The sequence below is a fragment of the Pseudomonas sp. RL_5y_Pfl2_69 genome (genome assembly GCF_963970465.1).
Taxonomy (GTDB): Bacteria; Pseudomonadota; Gammaproteobacteria; order Pseudomonadales; family Pseudomonadaceae; genus Aquipseudomonas.
On sequence record NZ_CAXAOU010000003.1, the window covers coordinates 391,406 to 414,457 of the forward strand.

A 23,052-nucleotide genomic window follows, 5' to 3' on the forward strand; every position below is an offset into this window, starting at 1 on the left:
ATAGGTGTTACGGGATCAAAAGGCGAAACAGGAGCAGCCAAAGGCGCCCCAGAATCCGGCAAAGTCGCTGACCGGTGCATTCGACAAACGTGCTTTTTCATGACCGTGGGCATGCACCGCGCATGGCCCGCTGCATTGGTGGACCTGCGCCTGCAGCGGCGCACCCGGGCGCCAGTGGCCGGGGACTTTCACCACCGGCGACCAGTCGGGCAACACCGGTACGCGGGCCGGGCCAAGTTTTTCGAAGTCGCCGGCGGCATACACCACCTTGCCGCCCACCACGGTCAGCACGGACTCGATCCACTTGATGGCTTCTTCGTCGACGCTGAAAAAGTCCGCGCTCAGGGCCGCCACGTCTGCCAACTGGCCGACCTTGATCTGGCCCTTTTTGCCCTGCTCGGATGAAAACCAGGCGCTGCCGTGGGTGAACAGTTCCAGCGCAGTAAGCCGGGGCAGGCCTTCGGCGTGCAGTTCAAGACCACCGACCGTGCGACCGCTGACCATCCAGTAGAGCGAAGTCCACGGGTTGTAGCTGGACACGCGGGTGGCATCGGTGCCCGCCCCCACCGGCACGCCCTCGGCCAGCATGCGCTTGATGGGTGGCGTGGCTTCGGCCGCTTTGGCGCCGTATCGCTCGACGAAATACTCGCCCTGGAACGCCATGCGATCCTGAATCGCAATGCCGCCGCCCAAGGCCCTTACCCGCTCAATGTTTTGGGGGGTGATGGTTTCGGCATGGTCGAAAAACCACGGCAAGCCATTGAACGGAATATCGCGATTGACCTTCTCGAACACGTCGAGCATGCGACTGATGGATTCGTTGTAGGTGGCATGCAGACGGAACGGCCAGCGCTGCTCCACCAGGTGGCGCACCACGGGCTCCAGTTCGTCTTCCATGGTTTGCGGCAAGTCCGGGCGCGGCTCAAGGAAGTCCTCGAAGTCCGCTGCCGAGAACACCAGCATTTCACCGGCGCCGTTGTGCCGCAAAAAGTCATCGCCCTGATGCAGGGTGACGCTGCTGGTCCAGTTCTTGAAGTCGGTCAGTTCTTCCTTGGGCTTTTGCGTAAACAGGTTGTAGGCAATACGGATGGTCAATTGCTGGTCTTTGGCCAGTTGCTCGATGACCTGGTAATCATCTGGATAGTTCTGGAAACCACCGCCCGCATCAATCGCGCTGGTGAGGCCCAGGCGATTGAGTTCGCTCATGAATTGGCGGGTGGAGTTGACCTGATACTCCAGCGGCAGCTTCGGCCCCTTGGCCAAGGTCGAATAGAGGATCATCGCGTTGGGCCGCGCCACCAGCATGCCGGTCGGATTGCCATTGGCATCGCGCACAATCTCGCCACCCGGCGGGTTCGGGGTATCGCGGGTATAGCCAGCCACTCGCAGAGCGGCCCGATTGAGCAACGCCCGGTCGTACAAGTGCAGGATAAAGACCGGAGTGTCCGGGGCCGCCTGGTTCAGTTCCTCCAGGGTGGGCAGGCGCTTTTCGGCGAACTGGAATTCGTTCCAGCCGCCGACCACGCGCACCCATTGCGGAGTCGGCGTGCGATCGGCCTGATCCTTGAGCATGCGCAACGCATCGGCCAGGGATGGCACGCCTTCCCAGCGCAGTTCGAGGTTGTAGTTCAGGCCGCCACGTATCAGGTGCAGGTGCGAGTCATTAAGGCCCGGAATGACACAGCGCCCCTTGAGGTCGATGACTTGCGTGCCCGTACCGCGCAGGGCCATTGCCTGAGCATCGGTGCCGACGGCCACAAAGCGGCCGTCGCGGATGGCCACGGCACTGGCATGGGGGTTTTCGCGATCGACGGTATTAAATTGGCCATTGAATAAGATCAGATCGGCGTTCATCGCGGTTCCTCGGGTTCAGTGGCAGCAGTCAGCCAGGGCGCGAACACACGCGTCGCCATTGGCATAAACAGATAAACCACCGAAACAACGATGGTCAGCGTGATCACAAAGGTGGCGACCACGTACTGGGAGAAAAAAGGGCTCAAGCCCAGCAAGGGCTTCCAGATCAGCGGCACCAGCAAGGTATGGGGGAAAATCACCATCAGCGTCAGCACGGCCTGCTTCCAGCGCGGTGGTGGCGTTCGGGACTCGGTGTGGGGTGCGAACCAGAATTCGTTGAGCGGATTGACCTCGGTCTGGTCGCCGTCCGCCAGCATGGGAGTGGCTTCGTTGACCAGTTCGCGACGTTGCGGCGAGTCCAGCCAGCGCTGCATGGCGTCAGTGGAGCAAAAGCGCAGCACGCAGGTATAGGTGTCCAGACCGGCACTCTTTCCGGGCACGACATCCACCCCCAGATGCCCGTCCCACTGCCCGGCGATGCGCACGATCTTGCGCAGCCACGCGTTGTAGGGCACTTCAAAACCGGCCTTGACCCGATGCTTGACCACCAGGGTCACAACCTCATCGAAAGCCCGGGTCGGCGGATTGATCTCAGTGGATTCAGACATGACGCAAGGCTCCAACCCTATCCAGTCGAATATTCCCTGCAGACACTTCAACCGCGGGAACGAGAGGCTCGCTCCCACGGTGGATCGCTACAGAGTTGAAGTGAAGCAACGCGTATCAGCCCTTGAGAAACGCCAGCAGATCGGCATTGAGCTGATCCTTGTGGGTATCCGTCAGCCCGTGGGGGGCACCGGGGTAGATCTTCAGCGTAGAACCTTTGACCAAACCTGCCGACGCAATGCCCGCAGCTTCGATCGGCACCACCTGGTCAGCGTCGCCATGGACCACCAGGGTCGGTATGTCGAACTTTTTCAGGTCTTCGGTAAAGTCGGTTTCAGAAAACGCCTTGATGCAGTCGTAGGCGTTTTTGTGGCCGCTGGTCATGCCCTGCATCCAGAACCAGTCGATCATGCCCTGGGAGGGTTTGGCCCCCGGTTTGTTGAAACCAAAGAACGGGCCGCTCGCGAGGTCGATGTACAGCTGCGAACGGTCCGCCAGTGACGCCTGGCGAATCCCGTCAAACACCTCAAGCGGCAAGCCGCCAGGGTTGGCCTCGGTCTTGAGCATCAAGGGCGGCACCGATGAAATCAGCCCCGCCTTGGCCACCCGGCCCGTACCATGACGACCGATATAACGCGCCACTTCACCGCCGCCGGTGGAAAAACCGAACAGCACGGCATCCTGCAGGTCCAGCAGCTCGATCAACTGCGCCAGGTCATCGGCGTAGGTGTCCATGTCGTTGCCTGCCCACGGCTGGCTGGAGCGCCCATGGCCGCGGCGATCATGGGCGATCACCCGATAGCCCTTGGACGCCAGGAACAGCATCTGCGATTCCCAGCTATCGGCGTTCAGCGGCCAGCCGTGGCTGAACACCACGGGCTGCCCCGTGCCCCAGTCCTTGTAGTAGATTTCGGTGCCATCGCGGGTGGTGAACGTAGTCATGGGGCGGTCATCCTTGTGCAAGTGCAAAGAGTTCTCATCTATCTTGGCAGGCATCGATGACAGCACAACTGCTCTGGTAGGAGCGTTACGGCCATATCGGTGCCCACCACGGACAGTAGAGGCTAGCTGAACTGCTCGCGGTACTGCGCCGGGGTCAGGCCAAGCTTTTCATTGAACAGAAAACGCATGTGCCTGACGCTGCCGAAGCCACTTTTGAAAGCGACTGTTTTCAGGGGCAACTCACTGGTCTCCAGCAGGTTTCTGGCCCGGTCTATACGCGCGCCCTGAAGAAAATCCATGGGCGTCATGTTGACCTCACGGGCAAAAACCCGGGCAAAGTGCCTGGCACTCATACTGGCCAGGCTGGCCATGGATTCAATGCTGAAAGCCTGATCGAGGTGTTCGAGCATATGGTTCTGAACCCGGGTGATGGGGGTTTCCTGGGGGCCAACCGAGGCCATCAGCGGGCTGAACTGCGCCTGGCCGCCCTGACGTTTCATGACCACCAGCAGGACTTTGGCCACGTCCAGGGCGATTTTTTTGCCGTGGTCATTGGCGACGACCGACAGCGCAAGATCGATACCGGCCGTGACGCCGCCAGATGTAATGAGATTGCGGTCCTGCACGAAAATCTGGTCGACCTCTACCCGGGCCGAGGGGAAGGCCTTGATCAGCCGCTCGGTGTAGTGCCAATGAGTCGTGACGCGATAGCCATCCAGCAAACCGGCAAAGCCCAGCACGAATGCCCCGGTGCAGATGGACCCGTATTGCCCGGCACGGGTCACGGCGCCCTTGAGCCACTCCAGTAATGCCTGCGGTTTATCGTTGTAGGCCCCCGGGCCGCCGGGTACCAGCAGCAAGTCATAGTGCCCGCTGGCCTGGTCAATATGCCGATCCGCCTGCAGCTTTACGCCATTCGAGGCGCGCAGCAGGCCGGGCTCGGTCGCCAGAGTGGTCAATTCATACTGCTGATCCGGCTGTAGATAGCGGTTGGCAATCGAGAACACCTCCATGGGCCCCGCCATGTCGAGCAGCAGAAAGTCTGGAAACAACACCATCGCCACGGTTTTCATAAGATAGATTTCACTGTAGGCAGCTGCATGCGCGAGTCCGCTGTGGATTAACAATAGTGCGCCGCATCCGGGCCACTGCAAACGCGCAGTTCATGAGCGGGCGTCGGAAAAATCATACGTGATAAATCCGCTAAAATTGTCAACCACAGAGAGACACTGTTTCAGTTTCCATCTACTTAATTTACTGATCAGTAACCATTAACCTTCTCCTCACTCGGACGAATCAACGTCCACACAGGAGATGTCATCATGCTGACCCTTCGCAAAGCATCCGATCGCGGCGCCGCCAACCATGGCTGGTTGAAATCCTTCCACACCTTCTCATTTGCCAACTATCGCAACCTGGATGAACAAGGCTTCTCCGACCTGTTGGTGATCAACGACGACCGCGTGGCAGCGGGCAAAGGGTTCGGCCAGCACCCCCACCGCGACATGGAAATTTTCTCCTACGTGCTCGACGGTGCGCTGGAACACAAGGACACCCTGGGCACAGGTTCGGTGATCCGTCCGGGTGACGTGCAATTGATGAGCGCCGGCAGCGGCGTGGCGCACAGCGAGTACAACCACTCGCACAACGAGCCTGTGCACTTTTTGCAAATCTGGATCGTGCCTGACGTCGGTGGCGCCAAACCCCGCTACCAACAAGAGCACTTCACCACGCAAAAGAAACGCGGACGCCTGCAACTGATCATCTCGCCCGATGGCGCCGATGGTTCGCTCCACGTACGCCAGGATGCCCGGGTGTATTCAGCCCTGATAGACGGCCAGGAAAGCGCCACGCTGGAACTTGCCGCCGACCGCTACGCCTACGTGCACGTGGCACGTGGTAGCGTCGAACTCAACGGCATGGCACTGCAGGAAGGCGACGGCGTGCGCGTGCGCAAGGAGCAACGGCTGACCTTGGGCAATGGTAGTGATGCCGAGGTGCTGGTGTTCGATCTGCGGGCGCAGGAATTGCCGCAGATGCCTTGACGGGCTGAAGCTGGGTTATGCGTACGATCAATGGCGTCGCTAACAAGTCGTCTGGGGTGCTGCCGGTGATAAAACACGCTGGCGGTACCATCATTCGAGCATTGCTTGCGAAGGAGAGTGCTATCAAACATTTTAATTGCAGCAGGCACACGGCGTATTAAAACCCCGGCCTACCAAAACTCGTCTCTTTATAGCCGCACGACAAGACCGTCAGCACTGCAACTTTATTTCTTACTCTGCCAATTCACGATATTTCTGGGGCGTCATACCAAACCAACGCAACGACGCCTTGTGGAAGCTGCTCTTATCACAAAAACCCAGAGTCGCGCATATATACTTCAAGTTATACGCCGAATCCTTCAACAAATGACGCGCCAGCTCTTTTCGAGAGGCCTCAAAAATAGCCGTAAACGTAGTGTCTTCACGCTGCAAATAGTTTTGCAGTGTTCTGGCACTCACCTTCATGGCTCTCGATACCGTTTGAACGGTAGGAATACAGCCAACCAACAACCCATCAGATACGATTTTTTTAATCCTGGATGACATGAGCCCGCTTATTGAATTTTGCAAATAAACATTCAGCACATCCGTGTGCACGACATTCAATGTCGGCGAGGCAGATATCAAAGGATAATCATACACCTCCCTCCTGAAAAGCAGACTATTCGACGCTGAAGAAAAGGTAATATTTTTCCCAAATATTGCTTTTAATGCATTTAATTCTACCGGCTCAGCATATGTAAATTCCGCAGCGACTGGTTGAACAGCCTGATGGGGGACTAGCCACTGCATCAACCCTAAGAACACTGACGCTCCTGAATCAATGAACACTCTTGGTGGTTTATCACCCACTTCAAAACCCAGAACCTTTAGATATTTTCCGCGAAACTCGACTTTCAAAAAAGAGCCATTGCTAATTAAGGGATGGTACGTGACCAACCGCTCCAGCGCATGCCCCAATGTTGAACATGACATCACCGCGTACCCGAGAACACCCAGCATGGCGGGGTGTGCCTTGCCAAATGCTTTCAAACCAAGGTCTGGGTCCCCCACCTTGGCCGTCAAATCATTCAACCATTCATACACCCGTGCAATATCTATATATTCACCAGACTCCAGCACTTCCACTTCAAAGCTGTCTTTATTCGAAAAGTGATAACCAAGTGCATGACCAAGCAACCGCACATACGCCGTACTAATATTAAACATCTACGACACATCCCTGATATAAAATACTGCAAGCTCAGAGTAGAGCAGCTTATATGAACGATTAAATCTTTAATGACGGGGTGCTTGGACGTCAATAGTGCATGCGCCCATGGACACCATTCTATCGCACCAGAACACTTATCATTCAATCAGAATCGTGCCACTATACCGTTGAAAAAAACTGGATCCAATACTTCAATTAAGTAGTTCAATCAACGATGACACTCAATCAAAAGCGCAATCAAGGCAAAGGATGGATATGGGCCTTCAAAAAGATAAGGTCCTATCAATTTTCAATCACCACCGCTTTTTTTCGAGCGACGCTCTACCTCTTGACAGGCGATACCGGCATATTTGGACGCACGGACAGCTACACAAAGTTTCGAATAAAACGGTGAATGTTCAATCCAGGTAACGATTTGCACCGTGACACAAACCACTTAGAACTTATCAAGCGGCGCACGTATAATGAGCCAACACCCTCAAGTCATAGTGATTGCGAGTGGCAAAGGTGGGACGGGCAAAAGTACCTTATCGATCAACCTCTCAATGGCACTGGCAGACCTTGGTAAACGCGTTGCGATTCTCGACGCTAACCTGGAACTTCCCAGCATTGCCACGCTTTTGAACATTTCACCTGACTATACCATTACAGATTTAATCGAAGGGACCAGTTCCCTTCGAGAGGTCATCTATAACGGACCTAAAGGCATCAACTTGATGCTCGGCAGCCACCTGTCGAAATCGATGAGAAACTTATCGACTGCCCATCACTTTGGCATCATTAACGCGCTCAGCACTATTGCCAAAGAACTCGACATCCTTGTCATTGACACCGCGCCCGGCATTAACAAGGGCACGCTCAACTTCATACGCGCCTCACAAGAAATCTTGCTTGTCACCTGCAGCGAACCAACGGCCATCGCCAGCACACAGGCTCTTATACATATACTGCACAGCACTTACGACTTACACAACTTCAGAATACTGATCAACAAAGCCCATGACACACATGAAGGTCAAAAAGCATTCAACACCCTTCAACAATTAAACAAGAACAATGATGTGCTTTTGAGTTACGCCGGGTACGTTCATGAACACAAGTCATCCCGAATGGCGGCCAGTAAAGGCAAGGCTTTGTATGACATGTTCCCCAAGTCAGACTTTGCTTACGATATTAAAAAAATAGCCAAATCAATTGAAAAATGGCCCCTGCGCGAAACACCCACAGGCCACATAGAATTCTTTTTGGAATCCCTCATCCAAAAATCCCATACCGTATAAACACACCGTAAAAACACAGACTTTTCAGGGTGAAAATTCACATGGCATGGACGTTCAAAGACCGCTTCACCTCTGACAAATTTATGACGGTTAACGATGAATTCCCCCGGCTTTTAAAACTACTGGAAGAAACCTTTCAAGACTTTCGCCACCACAACTGCATGGGCAGGCCAGCACAAAAAAAATTAATATCCAGCCGAGGCAGTGCATTTGCCAAGGTTATCTATATCCACACACAGATCAGTTACTGCCTGGGCACCCATGACTGCCTGGAGGACGCTAACTATGAGCACTACTGCACGACCGTCAAGAAACACTTCATTGACGTTCATCCCCTGTTTGCCATGAGAGCATACGCTGAGTGCATCTCACTCATCAGTAGCGATAATGAATCAATTAAACAGACACCACTAAATTAAGAACTCAACCGCCTCACTGACCACATATGAAAAGCATCTGACTCCATTCCGGAATGGTCTGTCGTGAGCCGCAAGGTACATAAACTTTAAATGCTCATCTTACGGCGCAGTCGGTATGGCGCCCGGTTTTCTCGCCGCGTGAGATGGCCGCCTCAACCGCGTCGAGGTGGTTTGGGGTATGGAACGTGTGGATTCTCTTGAGTTGAGGTGACGCCAAGGGGGATATGGGTCAAAGTAGTGGCTGGCTTCGCTTTTGTCTGCCCTGCCGCGTAGTTGCTCGCCAGTGCATCTGTGAACGCTTTAGCCAACATTTCGCTGGAGCCGCTATGGCTCAACAGCAGCTTTGATTCTCTGCACGCTGAGTGCTTTTTTGTCGGAGTTCTGTGACATGTCTGGTTCCAATATCGATAAATTCAATGAGCTGACCGGCAAGGTGCTGGGTGAGCTGTATCTGAACTTCCCTGTGCCCCTCAACCTGACCGCAGAGCATTTTGTTGAATCGGCAATGGAGTGGAGTGAAGAGCGTCAAATGGATCTGCCCAGCAAAGAGGCTGAGTTTTTTATCGCGACAACGGGATGGCTGATCAACGCGGGGTACATCAGCGGGGGGCTGTTTTCCAACACCCATGTCTCGGATGCCGTACTCACTGTGAAAGGCCTCGAAGCTCTCAACGCAACCCCGCGCAGCCTGACTCATGCTCACTCCCTGCGCGAGCAACTGGCCGAGATTGCCAGAGAAGGCAGCAAGGAAAGCGTTAAGGGCTTGCTTGCCGAGGAACTCATCACGGGCGCAAAAATCATCGCCCCTGCCGTTGGGCTCCTTTGACTTCAGCGCCGCTTGAGATAAACGCGGGTTGTGCTGCGTCGTTGAGGAAGCCGAGAGCCATCATCACGTTGTAGACCTTGGCTTCATAGCTCATTAATTGCGCCTTCCATTGGCACATGCAGCGCTAGCCCAAAGTTGGCAGGTAGTTATTTGTGCATTTTTGCCCTCAAAAGGCCCCGACTTTATACCCGCCCACGAAAAAGCCCCTGAAATGTTTAACCATTTCAGGGGCTTCGTCTTGTTCAATAATGGCGGAGAGATAGGGATTCGAACCCTAGGTACTGTCGCCAGTACAACGGATTTCGAATCCGTCCCATTCGGCCACTCTGGCATCTCTCCAACGGCGCGCATCATAACGCGGTTTCTGATTATGGCAAAGCCTTTTTTCAAAAAAACCGCGTGCTATCAGTTGCTTGCGCGCCTTTACTGCTTAAAGCGGGACGCCGAGGCGGTTTGCAACTTCTTCGTAGGCTTCAATGACATCGCCCAGACCCTGACGGAAGCGGTCCTTGTCCATTTTCTTGCCAGTGGCCTTGTCCCACAGACGGCAACCGTCCGGGCTGAATTCGTCACCTAGGACGATGGAGCCGTCATGGAATACGCCGAACTCAAGCTTGAAGTCCACCAGCAGCAAGCCAGCGTCGTCGAACAATTTGTTCAGTACATCGTTGACCTTGAGCGACAGTTCTTTCATGCGAACCAGTTGCTCGGCAGTGCCCCAACCGAATGCCACGACGTGGGATTCGTTGATGAACGGGTCGCCCTTGGCGTCGTCCTTGAGGAACAGTTCAAAGGTGTACGGGTTGAGCTTCATGCCCTCTTCGACACCCAGGCGCTTGACCAGGCTGCCTGCCGCGTAGTTACGCACAACGCACTCGACAGGGATCATGTCGAGCTTTTTGACCAGGCACTCGTTGTCACCCAGCAGTTTGTCGAATTGGGTCGGCACGCCGGCTTCTTCGAGTTTCTGCATGATGAAGGCGTTGAACTTGTTGTTCACCATACCTTTGCGATCAAGCTGTTCAATACGCTTGCCGTCGAACGCCGAGGTGTCGTTGCGAAACAGCAGGATCAAGCGGTTTTCGTCGTCGGTCTTGTAAACCGATTTCGCTTTACCGCGATAGAGTTCTTCACGTTTTTCCATGATGGGCTCCGCATGCTAAGTAGGTGGGCTAGGCGATTGTGCGCCAGTCGAGCCCTGAATCTTGATCGGCCAGTTGCAGCCAGTCCGGGTCGCACCCTAGGGTGTCGACAAAACATTGCCGGGCCAGCTGCGGCAGGTTGTTCTTGCTGCTGAGGTGTGCCAGTACAAGGTGTTGCAGATCTTGCCAGCCCAACTCGGCCACCAGGCTTGCAGCCTGATGGTTGTTCAAATGTCCTTCCTGGCCCCCTACCCGCTGCTTGAGAAAAGCAGGGTAGTGACCACGGGCAAGCAGGTCGCGGCAATGGTTTGCCTCGATCATCAGTGCATCCAGGTTGCGGTAGCTGTCCAGTACCCCCGCGCAATACGAGCCCAGGTCGGTCAGCAAGCCAAACCGCCGCTTGCCGTCACTGAACACGTACTGGGTGGGTTCCTGAGCATCATGGGCCACAAGGGTCACACTGATAGTCAACGCCCCGACTTGCAATGTCTGGCCACCGGCAACGTATCCGGCCGGCTCCAGGGGCTTGCGCATCCCGCGCTGAGTGCCACGACTCATGTACACCGGCAAATTGTAGCGCCGAGACAGCAAACCCACGCCATGCACGTGGTCGGCATGTTCGTGGGTTACCAGAATCGCGCTCAGCTGGTGGGCGCTGACGCCCAACCTTGCCAGGCGACGCTCGGTTTCTCGCAAGGAGAAACCGCAATCGACCAGTACATAAGTGTTGTCGCTGGTTATCAGCGTGCCATTCCCTTGGCTACCACTGCCGAGAACGGCAAAGCGCATGCAATCAACCCAGGTTGTCTTGGATAACGCCCAACACTTTGCGCGCCACTTCTGGCGAGGCAACGGTGTTGATGTTTTCTTCGACAGTCACTTGTACGCTGTCACCGACCTTGCTCAGGCGAACCTGATAGCGCTGGGCACGGGCTTCAACTTCTTCCTTGTCCGGCTTGCTGCCGAAGAGACCGGAGAAGAAACCAGGCTTCTCGTCCTTCTTCTCGGCTTTTTCGGCAAGGTTGATGTAGTACAGGCCCAAGGTGCGGTTGATGTCTTCAACACGCCATTCGCCCTGCTCAAGCGCGCGACCCACACTGGACCAGGCGCGATCGAGGTCTTCGGTCAGCGTCAGCACCGGGTTGCCGCTGCCGTCTTCGCTCAGGCTGACGCGCGCCGGGGTGTCGAAATCACGTGCTGCAAGCAACGATACCGAACCGCCCTTCTCGGCGTTACGGTTCATGCTGATGAGCATCTCATCAACCAGGGCTGCATCCAGACCGGTGTTGACCGAACGGGTGGCGAAATCGACGTCGGCAGTGCTGCCGGCCGGGCGGTTGGCACTGACGACATAGATTTCACTGGTGTTGCGCTGCACACCCGGCTCGATGCGAACCCGCAGGCGGGTCTCGCTGTCGGCGGCCAGGCCGCTGCTGCCCACATGGCGGGCCATCGGAGCCGAAAGCTCGTCAGCACGCTGCCAGGTGGTTGTGAATTCGCCGGTTTGCGGGCGCTGCTCGTCAATGCTGAAACCGTTGTCCTGGAAGAACTGCATTGCCACCGGCCAGACTTCGGACGGAGAGCGCTGCGCCATCACCCAACGGCTGTCGCCGCTTTTTTGAAGGCTGAAGTCGCTGGCACTGGCGGTTACAGCCAATGGCTGTGGACGCGGCACCTCAAATTCGCCCTTGACGTTGTCGTCAGGCACGTTGCCAGGGATCGGCAACAGCGGGACCAGGCGTTTGTCAGTCTGGACACCGGGTGGCAACTGCATGGGAGGGGTTTGACGCGCCTCCAGATAATCGCTGCCACGGTCACGGAAATACCCGTCTTGACCCCACAGCCAACCGCAGCCGCTGGTGCTGGAAATAATCACGGCTAGTGCGGAAAGTCCGGCCAATCGCTTCATGCGTAGTGCTTCCTCAATTAAACCAAGACACCGGACTGGCGCATTGCCTGACGCAGTGGTTCGTGGCAAGGCTCGCTGAGCCAGGTGAGAGGCAGACGGATACCGTCCGACATCAAGCCCATTTCATGCAGCGCCCATTTCACGGGGATAGGGTTGGATTCGATAAACAGGGTTTTATTGAGCGGCATCAGCTTTTCGTGGAGCGCGCGAGCAGTGGCGGCATCGCCACGCATCGCAGCGGCGCACAGGTCGCTCATGTCTCGTGGCGCAACGTTGGCGGTCACCGAGATATTGCCCTTGCCGCCGAGCAGGATCAGCTCGACTGCGGTCGCGTCGTCACCGGAGTACACCAGGAAGTCGCTGCTGACGCCTGCCAGGATGGCCGGTACGCGGGTCAGGTCGCCGGTGGCTTCCTTGATGCCGATGATGTTCGGCACCGTCGACAGGCGCACAACGGTTGCCGGCAGCATGTCGCAGGCGGTACGGCCCGGAACGTTGTAAAGGATCTGCGGGATATCGACCGCTTCGGCGATGGCCTTGAAATGCTGGTACAAACCTTCCTGGGTCGGCTTGTTGTAATACGGAGTCACCAGCAGACATGCGTCGGCGCCAGCGGCCTTCGCATTGGCGGTCAGTTCGATCGCTTCACGCGTCGAGTTGGCGCCCGTACCGGCAATCACCGGGATACGTCCTGCAACCTGTTTGACAACGTGACGAATCACTTCGATGTGTTCGTTCACATCCAGAGTTGCCGATTCACCTGTGGTGCCAACGGCAACAATGGCGTTGGTGCCCTCTTGCAGGTGAAAGTCCACCAGTTTGCTCAGAGCGTCCCAATCAAGACGACCTTGTGCATCCATGGGTGTGACCAGTGCCACCATACTGCCCGCAATCATGCAACCGCTCCTGCCGGAAAAAGAGAGCCGTAATGGTACTGGCGCCATGACCCTTGCACAAGCAACAGCGCGCCCGATGAGCATTCCCCTTAGCGTTGCTTTTCGCTACCCTTCAGCCTTTGATTGGTACTGATGTGTGCGCAAGTCTGTTTCACAGGCCTTCAGCAAGCGCCCAAAGCCCCGCCCAAACGCCGCCGAGCGCGGTTTGCAGAGCCTGCAAACCGCCTGTAACGCTGTATTGGCGGGCTTCGGCGCTCAAGTGTCGGCTGATATTCAGCTCGCTCCCCATCGACCGTACTGACCGCTCATCGTTTTAGGAAGGCTGCATGTCCACCCCCACAGTCCGCGAACAATTCCTTGTCATCAGTGCCCTTGGCGCCAACCCAATGGAGCTGACTAACGTCCTGTGTCGCGCCAGCCATGATAATCGCTGCGCCGTCGTAACCTCGCGCCTGACTCGCCACGGCGAATGCAGTGCGCTGATCCTGGAAATAACAGGCAGCTGGGACGCCCTGGCGCGCCTCGAAGCCGGCCTGCCCGCGCTGGCCAAAAAACATGCGTTCAGCGTCAATGTTGTGCGCAGTGCCGCCCTTGAAACCCGCCCGCAAGCGCTACCCTACGTAGCCTATGTGAGCTCGGCCTACCGCTCGGACATCATCAACGAGCTGTGCCAGTTCTTCATGGACCACAACGTAGAGCTGGAAAACCTGACATGCGACACCTATCAGGCTCCACAAACCGGCGGCACCATGCTCAATGCCACGTTCACCGTGACCTTGCCGGCCGGCATACAAATCAGCTGGCTGCGTGATCAGTTTCTGGACTTCGCCGATGCGCTGAACCTGGATGCACTGATCGAACCGTGGCGCCCACAGAACCCGATGTAAGGAAACCGACTCAATGGCCGTTGCAATTGACCAACCCGTAGACGACTTCCAGATCCCGGCAACCAGCGAGCAGACCGTCACTTTGGCGGGGCTCAAAGGCAAGCAGGTGGTGATTTACTTCTATCCCAAGGACAGCACGCCTGGCTGTACCACCGAGGGCCAGGGTTTTCGTGACCATTACGCCGAGTTTCAGGCGGCCAACACCGAAGTGTTCGGTGTGTCCCGCGACAGCCTCAAGTCCCACGAGAACTTCAAGGCCAAGCAAGGTTTTCCGTTTGAGTTGCTGAGCGACAAGGACGAAGCGCTGTGTCAGCTGTTTGATGTGATCAAGCTGAAAAAACTGTACGGCAAAGAGTACATGGGCGTTGATCGCAGCACATTCCTGATCGACAAGGACGGCGTGCTACGCCACGAGTGGCGCGGCGTGAAAGTGCCGGGGCATGTCGAGGCAGTACTTGAGCAGGCCAAGGCGCTGAATAACGGCTAAGCAAAACTCTGTGGGAGCGGGCTTGCTCGCGATTCAGGCGACGCGGATTGCCAGGCAAACCGCATGGACCTGTCGCGAGCAAGCCCGCTCCCACATGAGTCACAGCGTATTACTGACGCACCAACCGCACATTCTGGAACTCGACCGCTTCGGTGCTGCGGTACGGGTTGATATCCAGCCCGCCACGGCGCACATAGCGCGCATACACGGTCAACTTCTCGGGCTTGAGCAAACGCTGCAAGTCGAGAAAGATCCGCTCCACACATTGCTCGTGGAAGTCCGAGTGCTGGCGAAAGCTCACCAGATACGCCAGCAAACTGGCGTGATCCAGCGCCGCGCCACGGTATTGCACCACGACAGTGCCCCAGTCAGGCTGACTGGTAACCGGGCAGTTGGATTTGAGCAAGTGGCTGTAAACGCTTTCTTCCACGACCTGTGAACCATCGCACTGGAGCAACTCAGGACGGGGCTGTTCGTAATCGCTGACCGAGATATCCAGGTCATCAATGCAGATACCCGGCAAAACGCCTACGCCATCGGCCTGGACATCATTCAAGCTGCGTACGCGCACGCTGACAGGCTTGCCGGATGCTGCGGACAAATCTGCCTGCAATGTGGCTTCAAGGCTCGGCGTATCCGCAAAAACGCTCTGGTTCAGGGAGTTCAAGTACAGCTTGAACGACTTGGACTCGACGATATTCGGCGAATCGGCGGCAAAGCAGAACTCGCCAATGGCGACGACCGGCTTGCCCGATGGCAACAGCCACGACAGCTCGAAGCAGGTCCAGAAATCCACCCCGACATAAGGCAGCGTTTCGGCGCTCAGCCCCAGCTCTGCCCATTTCGCCGCACGCGGGATCGGGAACAGCAAGGACGGGGTGTAGGTGCTGATGTATTCACTGGACTTGCCCAGCGGGGAATGTTCGGCGGCGGGATGCATGACAAAAACCTGGCTAGAAAAACCCGGTAATTCTATCGGGTTTGAGCCAGGCTTTCAGCGTTCACTGACGATCAGGGTGTTTTAAGGCGCTACGTTGACTTTGCCGACCATGCCAGCCTGGTAGTGACCGGGCACGTTGCAGGCGAATTCCAGGTTATCGCCCCGGGTGAAGGTCCAGGTCAGCTCGGCGGTTTTACCCGGCTCGACCAGCACGCTGTTGGGGTCATCATGCTTCATGCCGGGCATGGCCTTCGAACCGTGCCCCATGGATGAGTGATCCATGCCCCCATGCCCCATGCCCGTCGGCGTGAGCATGCCGCTTTGCTGCATTTCGAGCATTTCTTTCTGGTGCGCCGCGTGCATCGCCGCATTGCCCAGATTGAATTCATGGAGCAACTGCCCTTTGTTGACCAGCACGAAACGTACGGTCTCACCGGCTTTCACGTCCAACGACTTGGGTGTGAAAGCCATATCGGTCATGTCGATCTCCACCGTGCGCGTCGCACTGGCGGCGGGCGCAGGCTGGCCAAAATCAGAGTGCCCCGCAGGCGACGCCATGACAGGCAAGCTCAGGGCCAACAAACAGCCCGCGAGCGACAAACGGATACGTACAGTCATACTTACTCCCAGAAACCAAAGGTGAGGCTTTGCGTCACTTTAAAATCCCGGTACTGGCATTCAACTGACCGTAAGATTACAAATTTGTCAGCTTGAACCTGCATCACCAGCACCAAGGTATAAGACCGAGGTTAATTTTTACGATGAGTCGACCATGAAACTGCTGATTGTCGAAGACCAGGTCAAAACCGGACAGTACTTGCGCCAGGGCTTGAGCGAGGCCGGGTTCACCACCGAACTGGCCGCCGATGGCATTACCGGACAACACCTGGCATTGACCGGCGATTACTCGCTGCTGATTCTCGACGTCATGCTGCCGGGCCGCGATGGCTGGCAAATCCTGCAAGCGGTGCGCAGCGCAGGACTGAGCTTGCCGGTGTTGTTTTTGACCGCACGGGATGCGGTCGAAGACCGAGTCCACGGCCTCGAGCTGGGGGCCGACGATTACCTGGTCAAGCCGTTTGCGTTTTCCGAATTGCTGGCACGGGTGCGCAGCCTGCTGCGCCGGGGCAACAACGCCCCCCAGGAAACCAGCCTGCAGCTGGCCGACCTGCGCCTGGACCTGATCCGCCGCCGCGCAGAACGCAACGGCCAACGCATTGACCTCACCGCCAAGGAGTTTTCCCTGCTGGAGTTGTTGCTGCGTCGTCAGGGTGAAGTCCTGCCCAAGTCATTGATTGCTTCGCAGGTGTGGGACATGAACTTTGACAGTGACACCAACGTCATCGAAGTCGCGATTCGCCGCCTGCGCCTGAAAATCGACGACAACCATGAGCAAAAGCTGATCCACACCGTACGCGGCATGGGCTACGTACTCGAAGAGCGCAGCAGTTGATGCGCAACCTGTCACTGAGCAGCCGCCTGGCACTGCTGTTTGCGGGCTGTACCGCGGTGGTGTCGCTGTTTGCCGGGGTGCTGTTCGGACGGGCCAGTGAAGTGCATTTCGTCGAACTCGACCAGCAACTGATGGAAAGCCGTCTCGCGGTCTTGCGCAACACCCTGCAAGGGGCGGACACCCTGGAACGTTTCACCCTGCGCCTGCCGGCACTGCTACAGGACCTGGCCCACCAGCCGGATCTTGCAGTACGGGTCCGCGGTCAGGACGGGCATTTGTGGTTTGACAGTTCGCCGCGGCTACCCCTGGAACTTTCGACGCAACCAGGGCTGGGCAGCCTGCAAATCAATGGCACCGATTACCGCGTACTGGTGCCGCAGGACAACACCCCCAACACGCCGCATCTAACACTGTTACTGGACATCACCCACCACCAGCACTTCCTGCAGCGCATGCAACGCCTGATCTGGATGACCGTCGGCCTCTCGGCGCTGGCCACGGCGATCCTGGGCGCCTGGGCGGCCCGTAGCGGCCTGCGGCCCTTGCGTCGCATGAGCGCGATTGCAGCCAGTGTTTCGGCGGACTCACTCAACGCCCGCCTGCCCCAGAAACAAATGCCTGCCGAGCTGGCAGACCTGGCAACGGCCTTTAACGCCATGCTGGAGCGCCTGGACGATTCTTTTCAGCGACTGTCGGCCTTCTCCGCCGATATTGCGCATGAACTGCGCACACCACTGTCCAACCTCCTGACCCACACCCAAGTCACCCTGACTCGTCCAAGAGACATCGAAGAGTATCGCGAGACCCTGCACAGCAACCTTGAAGAACTGCAATGGATGGCGCAGCTGGTCAACGACATGCTGTACCTGGCCAAGGCCGATCATGGCTTGCTCACACCGCGCCGCGAACCGCTGGACCTTGGCAGGGAAGTCGATGCGTTGCTGGAGTTTTACGCGCTACTGGCCGAGGACTCGCAGATCGAACTGACACGCCAAGGCAGTGCGCACCTTGCAGGCGACCGCAGCATGCTGCGCCGCGCCCTCTCCAACCTGCTGGATAACGCCCTGCGCTACACGCCGGGTGGCGGTGCGATCAAGGTGCTGATTGAGGCTTTGCCGGGCAGTGTGCGCATCTGCATTGAGAACACTGGTCCGGGGATTCCTGCAGAACTGCTGCCGCGCCTGTTTGACCGGTTTTATCGGGCAGACCCTGCCCGCCGCGAAGGCAGTAGCGAACATGCAGGGTTGGGGCTGGCGATCACCCAATCGATCATTCGCGCCCATGGCGGGCAGATCAGGTGTGAGTCGCAGGAGGGGCTAACGCGGTTTGTGATTGAGTTGCCGGTCTGACCGGTTTACTTAACTGTGGGAGCGGGCTTGCTCGCGATGGCATCGACGCGGTGTGACTTAAACACCGCGCAGCTTGCATCGCGAGCAAGCCCGCTCCCACCTGTCAGGAATAACGCAACGCGTGGGCCGGCTGGATTTTCGCCGCCCGGTACGCAGGATAAAGCGTGGCCAGAAAGCTCAGCACAAAGCCCGCACCGCAGATCAATGCCACATCGCCGCCTTGCAACTCTGATGGTAAGTTGCTGACGAAGTACACATCGGAACTGAAGATGTGCTGCCCGGACACCCGCTCCATCCAGCCCACCAGCGCACTGACATTCAAGGCCGCGATCACCCCCAGCACACCGCCAATCAAGGTGCCGACAATACCGATCACCGTGCCCTGAACCATGAAGATGGCCATGATCTGCCGCGGCGTGGCACCGATGGTGCGCAGGATCGCGATATCCGCCCCCTTGTCATTCACCACCATGATCAGCGTGGCAATGATGTTGAACGCGGCAACGGCAACGATCATCAGCAGCAACAGGCCGATCATGGTTTTTTCCATTTTCATGGCACTGAACAGACTGCCCTGGGTGTGGGTCCAGTCATCTGCCTTGTAGGCCGCGCCCAGGCCAGTTGCGACCTGCTGTGAAACCTGCGGCGCCGCGTACAGGTCCTTGACCGCCAGACGCACGCTTTGCACCTGATTGGGTTCCCAGTGTTGAATGGCGGCAGCATCTTCCCTATGGATCAGGCCCATGGTGCCATCCAGCTCGGCACCGACCTTGAAGATGCCCACCACATTCAGGCGCTGCAAACGCGGGGTAATCCCGCCCGGTGCGGTACTGGCCTCAGGCACGATCAACGTGATCTTGTCCCCGACCGCCAGACGAAAGCGCCGTGCGGTAATGTCACCCAGCACCACGCCAAACTCACCGGGCTTCAAGTCTTCAAGACTGCCCTGCACGATGTTCTGGGTCACGATCGAGACTTTGCCTTCCTGCGCCGGATCGATACCGCTGATCTGGATCGGCTGCATCGAACCCTTGAAGGACAGCATGCCGTCCAGCTCGGTAAACGGCACGGCTGCCGTGACCTCGGGGTTCTTCATCGCGGCTTCGGCAACCGGGCGCCAGTCATCGATCGGCTTTACGCCAACGATGGTCGCGTGGGGCACCATACCCAGGATACGGTTACTCATTTCGCGCTGAAAACCGTTCATCACCGACAACACCACGATCATCGCCAGCACGCCCAGGGCGAGGCCGATCATCGAGGTCATGGAGATAAACGAAACAAAACGATTGCGGCGCTTGGCGCGGGTATAGCGCGTGCCGATAAAAATCGATAACGGTCTGAACATTCGCGGGCACCGTATAAAAATTGAAGACCCGACGCCCGTTTGCAGGCGTCGGGTTCTGGCCGATCAGATCGGGGTCAGACGACCGTCCTGCAGGTGCAACACGCGGTCCATCTGGCGGGCCAGATTCATGTCGTGAGTCACCACCAGGAACGCAGTGCGCATCGAAGTGCTGAGTTCCAGCATCAGGTCCTGGATACCCTGGGCGGTGTGGGAGTCAAGGTTGCCCGTAGGCTCATCGAGCATCACCAGCCCCGGCTTGTTGACCAGTGCGCGGGCAATCGCCACACGCTGACGCTCGCCACCCGACAGTTCCGACGGCTTGTGCTCCAGTCGATGACCCAGGCCAACACGGGTCAACAGTGCTGTCGCACGCTCGCGCGCCTCGGGGATCGCCGTCTTGCCGATCAACAATGGCATGCAGACGTTTTCCAGTGCGGTGAACTCGGGCAACAAGTGGTGGAACTGATAAACGAAACCCAACGAACGATTGCGCAACAGGCCGCGGGCCTTTTCGCCCAGCGCCGACAGCTCTTCACCGGCCAGCCAGACGCTGCCGGTGGTCGGGGTATCGAGGCCGCCGAGCATATTGAGCAACGTACTTTTGCCCGAACCCGAAGTACCGACGATCGCCACCCGCTCACCGGGGTGCAGCTCAAGCTGCAGGCCCGACAGCACCACCACCGACTCAGGGCCTTCCTCGTAGGACTTGCCCAGGTCGCGGCAACTCAACACTGCTTGATCTTTCATGCCCAACTCACTCATAACGAAGCGCCTGCGCAGGCTGGGTGCGCGCAGCACGCCAGGCCGGGTACAAGGTCGCGAGGAAACTCAGAACCAATGCCGCACCGCACACCATCAACACGTCCTGCGCCTGCAATTGCGAAGGCAGGTAGTCGATGAAATACACGTCGGCATTGAGAAACTTGTGCCCGATCAGGCCTTCGAGCGCAGAGATTGCGGCGCTGACATTGAGCGCCGCAAACATGCCGACCACCGCACCGATCGCGGTCCCGACCACGCCGATAACAGTGCCTTGCACCATAAAGGTCGCCATGATCGTGCCCGGGGTCGCACCCAGGGTACGCAGGATCGCGATATCGCCTTTCTTGTCATTGACCACCATCACCAGCGTGGAAATGATGTTGAACGCGGCCACGGCCACAATCAGCAGCAACAGCAGGCCGATCATGGCTTTTTCCATGCGGATGGCCTGGTACAGATTGCCGTGGGTACGGGTCCAGTCACGGGCGTAATACTGGCTTTCACCCAACTGCTGGGCGATTTCCCACGCGGTACGTGGCGCCTCGAACAGATCATCGAACTTCAGCCGCAGGCCTTGCACCTGGTCAGGTTTCCAGCGCTGCAGGCGCGCCAGGTCCTGCAAGTTGGTAATACCCAGGTAGCCGTCGATCTCACCGGCGCCGACATGAAAAATGCCCTGCACAGTGAATCGCTTCATGCGCGGGAACATCCCGGCCGGCGTCACCGTGACTTCCGGCGCGACAAACGTCAGCTTGTCGCCAACGGCCACACCGAGTTTTTTCGCGGCCTTGTCGCCAATGATGATGCCGAAGCTGCCGGGGGTCAGCGAGTCGAGCTGCCCCTGCTGCATGAATTGATCGATGATCGAGACATTGCGCTCCTGCGCCGGGTCGATGGCATTGAGCAGTACCTTCTGCACATTGCCGTCATTGGTCAGCAAACCCTGCATCTGGGTGAATGGCGCCACGGCCTCCACTTTGGGGTTTTGCTTGACCCTGGCGGCCAGGCTTTGCCAGTCGCTGATCGGTTGATCGCCGACGATGGTCGCGTGGGGCACCATGCCCAGCACGCGGGTGCGCATCTCATGATCGAAACCGTTCATCACCGACAACACCACAATCATCACAACCACGCCGAGGGCGAGTCCGATCATTGAAGTCAGAGAAATGAACGACACAAAATGATTGCGGCGCTTTGCACGGGTATAACGCGTGCCGATAAATAAAGAGAGAGGTCTGAACATGTCGGGGCTTGTTCGAGGGAAAAGAAGACGTCCTTGTGGCGGGGCCTGATAAGCAGCTTTACACTCAGACCACAGCCGCCATCACGGGTTCGCCATGTCGACATTAAATGACGCAGATCGCCGCGAATACTACCGTATCGAGGATATGATCGCACTGGAAATAACCCCGCTGTCGGCCCTCGAAGCCGCGAGCGGTGAAGTGTTGCAGGATGCGTCGCCATTGTTCAATTTGCTCAGTGAATTACACCTGAGCGAATTCGAGTCCCAACACTTGCTGCGCCAGATCAGCGAACGTGACCGCACGCTTTCCAGCTACCTCAAGACCCTGAACAAACGCGTCGAGCTGCTCAGCCAGATTGTCGCGCAAACCGTACTGGGCAAGATCGGTGAACTGCAGCCGGTCAAACTGTCCGAGGGCGGTATCGAATTTCATCATCCCCAGGCCTGCCTGGCGGGCAGCCACCTTTCGCTCAAGCTGGTACTGATGCCACAAGCCCTGGGCTTGTTGTTGCGCGCCCGCGTCATCGAGTGCCTGGCGCAGGATGACCGTTTCACGATCATCGCCGAATTTGAATCGATCACTGACACCCAGCGCCAGCTGCTGGCGCGCTACATTCTGCAAAAACAGGCTCAGGCACGTCGCCTGGCCCGCGAACAAAACGAATCTGCGCCCGAGTAAGTACCGGGCCCCGAGCACTCTTTACAAGGAGCAATTGTGACTCTGATTTATGGCCATCGCGGCGCCAAGGGCGAAGCACCGGAAAACACGCTTGCCAGCTTTGAGCAATGCCTCAAGCATGGCGTGCGTCGTTGTGAACTCGACCTGCACTTGTCCAAAGATGGCGAGTTGATGGTTATCCACGACCCCACTCTCAAGCGCACCACCGACCGGCGCGGCAAGGTGATCGAGCATACCGCTGCCGACCTGGTGACTTATGACGCACGCAAGGGCGGCCCGGGCTGGATGCACCCGTGCCCGATCCCGCGCCTTGAAGAACTGTTTGAAAAGTGCGATTTCGAACACTGGCAACTGGAAGTCAAAAGCGCATCGCGCACCCGCGCAGCAACGACCGTGCTGGCGATTCGAGAAATGGCGGTACGTCACGGCGTGATGGACAAAGTCACCGTCACTTCAAGTTCGCGCGAAGTGCTCAAGGCTGCGCTGGAATTGACCCCGGACCTGTCACGGGGACTGGTAGCCGAATACGCCTGGCTCGACCCGATCAAGGTCGCCCAGAGTTATGGCTGCGAGATGCTGGCACTCAACTGGACACTCTGTACGCCTGAACGCCTTGAAAAAGCGCAGCGCCAGGGCTTGCATGTGTCGGTGTGGACAGTCAACGAACCTGCGCTGATGCGCAGGCTCGCCGACTTCGGCGTAGATAGCCTGATTACAGACTTTCCCGGTTTGGCCACTGCCACCCTCGGGAATGGCTGAAATCGGTCTCCCC

At 57.4% G+C, this 23,052-nt stretch carries 24 protein-coding genes and 1 tRNA gene; 10 read left to right on the forward strand and 15 right to left on the reverse strand.

Annotation, left to right across the window (positions count from 1 at the left end; translation table 11 throughout):
* Window positions 1-15: 15 nt before the first annotated feature.
* The 4 genes from AACY07_RS07925 to AACY07_RS07940 form a co-directional block, all read right to left on the reverse strand.
* On the reverse strand, window positions 16-1,854 hold the full coding sequence (locus AACY07_RS07925) for an amidohydrolase (RefSeq protein WP_339474270.1): 1,839 nt from the start codon (window positions 1,852-1,854) through the stop codon (window positions 16-18).
* Complete coding sequence (locus AACY07_RS07930; protein WP_339474271.1) at window positions 1,851-2,462, reverse strand: antibiotic biosynthesis monooxygenase; 612 nt, start codon at window positions 2,460-2,462, stop codon at window positions 1,851-1,853. The genes AACY07_RS07925 and AACY07_RS07930 overlap by 4 nt, the downstream gene beginning before the upstream one ends.
* Window positions 2,463-2,577: 115 nt before the next feature.
* Window positions 2,578-3,402 carry an alpha/beta fold hydrolase gene (locus AACY07_RS07935; RefSeq protein WP_339474272.1) on the reverse strand — a complete coding sequence of 275 codons (825 nt, stop codon included), beginning with the start codon at window positions 3,400-3,402 and terminating at the stop codon, window positions 2,578-2,580.
* 122 nt (window positions 3,403-3,524) lie between these two features.
* Complete coding sequence (locus AACY07_RS07940) at window positions 3,525-4,475, reverse strand: GlxA family transcriptional regulator (protein WP_339474273.1); 951 nt, start codon at window positions 4,473-4,475, stop codon at window positions 3,525-3,527.
* Window positions 4,476-4,724: 249 nt separating this feature from the next.
* Here AACY07_RS07940 and AACY07_RS07945 point away from each other — a divergent pair, with 249 nt between their 5' ends.
* Window positions 4,725-5,447, forward strand: coding sequence for a pirin family protein (locus tag AACY07_RS07945; RefSeq protein ID WP_339474274.1), 723 nt, complete (start codon window positions 4,725-4,727; stop codon window positions 5,445-5,447).
* Window positions 5,448-5,678: 231 nt separating this feature from the next.
* Here the strand turns inward: AACY07_RS07945 and AACY07_RS07950 are convergent, their stop codons facing one another.
* Window positions 5,679-6,656: an AraC family transcriptional regulator gene (locus AACY07_RS07950; protein ID WP_339474275.1), complete on the reverse strand. Its 978-nt coding sequence runs from the start codon at window positions 6,654-6,656 to the stop codon at window positions 5,679-5,681.
* A gap of 468 nt (window positions 6,657-7,124) precedes the next feature.
* On the opposite strand from AACY07_RS07950, the gene AACY07_RS07955 reads away from it, so the two are divergent.
* The 3 genes from AACY07_RS07955 to AACY07_RS07965 all read left to right on the forward strand — a co-directional run bounded on the left by AACY07_RS07955 (window position 7,125) and on the right by AACY07_RS07965 (window position 9,185).
* Entirely contained in the window at window positions 7,125-7,940 is an 816-nt protein-coding gene (locus AACY07_RS07955) for a P-loop NTPase (protein WP_339474276.1), read from the forward strand.
* A gap of 41 nt (window positions 7,941-7,981) precedes the next feature.
* Window positions 7,982-8,359 (forward strand): hypothetical protein, encoded by a 378-nt coding sequence (locus AACY07_RS07960; RefSeq protein ID WP_339474277.1) that lies wholly within the window; start codon window positions 7,982-7,984, stop codon window positions 8,357-8,359.
* Window positions 8,360-8,747: 388 nt separating this feature from the next.
* A complete protein-coding gene (locus AACY07_RS07965) occupies window positions 8,748-9,185 on the forward strand; it encodes a hypothetical protein (RefSeq protein WP_339474278.1) in 438 nt (145 codons plus the stop codon).
* A 249-nt stretch (window positions 9,186-9,434) separates the two neighbouring features.
* On the opposite strand, the gene AACY07_RS07970 is transcribed toward AACY07_RS07965, so the two are convergent.
* The 5 genes from AACY07_RS07970 to dapA form a co-directional block, all read right to left on the reverse strand.
* Window positions 9,435-9,524, reverse strand: a tRNA-Ser gene (locus AACY07_RS07970).
* 91 nt (window positions 9,525-9,615) lie between these two features.
* Window positions 9,616-10,329, reverse strand: coding sequence for a phosphoribosylaminoimidazolesuccinocarboxamide synthase (gene purC / locus AACY07_RS07975; RefSeq protein WP_019410660.1), 714 nt, complete (start codon window positions 10,327-10,329; stop codon window positions 9,616-9,618).
* Window positions 10,330-10,357: 28 nt separating this feature from the next.
* The gene (locus AACY07_RS07980; protein ID WP_133077811.1) at window positions 10,358-11,116 is read right to left on the reverse strand and encodes an MBL fold metallo-hydrolase; all 759 of its coding nucleotides are present in this window, start codon (window positions 11,114-11,116) and stop codon (window positions 10,358-10,360) included.
* A gap of 4 nt (window positions 11,117-11,120) precedes the next feature.
* On the reverse strand, window positions 11,121-12,236 hold the full coding sequence (bamC, locus tag AACY07_RS07985; protein ID WP_133077812.1) for an outer membrane protein assembly factor BamC: 1,116 nt from the start codon (window positions 12,234-12,236) through the stop codon (window positions 11,121-11,123).
* A gap of 17 nt (window positions 12,237-12,253) precedes the next feature.
* Window positions 12,254-13,132 (reverse strand): 4-hydroxy-tetrahydrodipicolinate synthase, encoded by an 879-nt coding sequence (gene dapA / locus AACY07_RS07990; RefSeq protein ID WP_339474279.1) that lies wholly within the window; start codon window positions 13,130-13,132, stop codon window positions 12,254-12,256.
* Window positions 13,133-13,458: 326 nt separating this feature from the next.
* On the opposite strand from dapA, the gene AACY07_RS07995 reads away from it, so the two are divergent.
* Window positions 13,459-14,019 carry a glycine cleavage system protein R gene (locus tag AACY07_RS07995; protein ID WP_133077814.1) on the forward strand — a complete coding sequence of 187 codons (561 nt, stop codon included), beginning with the start codon at window positions 13,459-13,461 and terminating at the stop codon, window positions 14,017-14,019.
* Between the two features lie 13 nt (window positions 14,020-14,032).
* The gene (locus AACY07_RS08000) at window positions 14,033-14,506 is read left to right on the forward strand and encodes a peroxiredoxin (protein ID WP_133077815.1); all 474 of its coding nucleotides are present in this window, start codon (window positions 14,033-14,035) and stop codon (window positions 14,504-14,506) included.
* 109 nt (window positions 14,507-14,615) lie between these two features.
* On the opposite strand, the gene queF is transcribed toward AACY07_RS08000, so the two are convergent.
* Complete coding sequence (gene queF, locus AACY07_RS08005; RefSeq protein WP_219262476.1) at window positions 14,616-15,446, reverse strand: NADPH-dependent 7-cyano-7-deazaguanine reductase QueF; 831 nt, start codon at window positions 15,444-15,446, stop codon at window positions 14,616-14,618.
* An 81-nt stretch (window positions 15,447-15,527) separates the two neighbouring features.
* Window positions 15,528-16,064, reverse strand: a complete 537-nt coding sequence (copI, locus tag AACY07_RS08010) for a copper-resistant cuproprotein CopI (RefSeq protein ID WP_133077817.1) — start codon at window positions 16,062-16,064, stop codon at window positions 15,528-15,530.
* A gap of 154 nt (window positions 16,065-16,218) precedes the next feature.
* Between copI and AACY07_RS08015 the strand changes: the two genes are divergently transcribed.
* Both AACY07_RS08015 and AACY07_RS08020 read left to right on the forward strand, forming a co-directional pair.
* A complete protein-coding gene (locus AACY07_RS08015; RefSeq protein WP_219262478.1) occupies window positions 16,219-16,899 on the forward strand; it encodes a heavy metal response regulator transcription factor in 681 nt (226 codons plus the stop codon).
* The gene (locus AACY07_RS08020) at window positions 16,899-18,248 is read left to right on the forward strand and encodes a heavy metal sensor histidine kinase (RefSeq protein ID WP_339474283.1); all 1,350 of its coding nucleotides are present in this window, start codon (window positions 16,899-16,901) and stop codon (window positions 18,246-18,248) included. Before AACY07_RS08015 ends, AACY07_RS08020 begins: the two co-directional genes overlap by 1 nt.
* 103 nt (window positions 18,249-18,351) lie before the next feature.
* Here AACY07_RS08020 and AACY07_RS08025 read toward each other — a convergent pair whose 3' ends face one another.
* The 3 genes from AACY07_RS08025 to AACY07_RS08035 form a co-directional block, all read right to left on the reverse strand.
* On the reverse strand, window positions 18,352-19,596 hold the full coding sequence (locus AACY07_RS08025; protein ID WP_339474284.1) for a lipoprotein-releasing ABC transporter permease subunit: 1,245 nt from the start codon (window positions 19,594-19,596) through the stop codon (window positions 18,352-18,354).
* Between the two features lie 63 nt (window positions 19,597-19,659).
* Complete coding sequence (gene lolD, locus AACY07_RS08030) at window positions 19,660-20,343, reverse strand: lipoprotein-releasing ABC transporter ATP-binding protein LolD (protein WP_219262480.1); 684 nt, start codon at window positions 20,341-20,343, stop codon at window positions 19,660-19,662.
* 7 nt (window positions 20,344-20,350) lie between these two features.
* On the reverse strand, window positions 20,351-21,601 hold the full coding sequence (locus tag AACY07_RS08035; protein ID WP_219262481.1) for a lipoprotein-releasing ABC transporter permease subunit: 1,251 nt from the start codon (window positions 21,599-21,601) through the stop codon (window positions 20,351-20,353).
* A gap of 94 nt (window positions 21,602-21,695) precedes the next feature.
* Between AACY07_RS08035 and AACY07_RS08040 the strand changes: the two genes are divergently transcribed.
* Both AACY07_RS08040 and AACY07_RS08045 read left to right on the forward strand, forming a co-directional pair.
* Complete coding sequence (locus AACY07_RS08040; protein WP_133077823.1) at window positions 21,696-22,280, forward strand: PilZ domain-containing protein; 585 nt, start codon at window positions 21,696-21,698, stop codon at window positions 22,278-22,280.
* Between the two features lie 36 nt (window positions 22,281-22,316).
* Window positions 22,317-23,039, forward strand: a complete 723-nt coding sequence (locus AACY07_RS08045) for a glycerophosphodiester phosphodiesterase (protein WP_133077824.1) — start codon at window positions 22,317-22,319, stop codon at window positions 23,037-23,039.
* Window positions 23,040-23,052 lie beyond the last annotated feature (13 nt).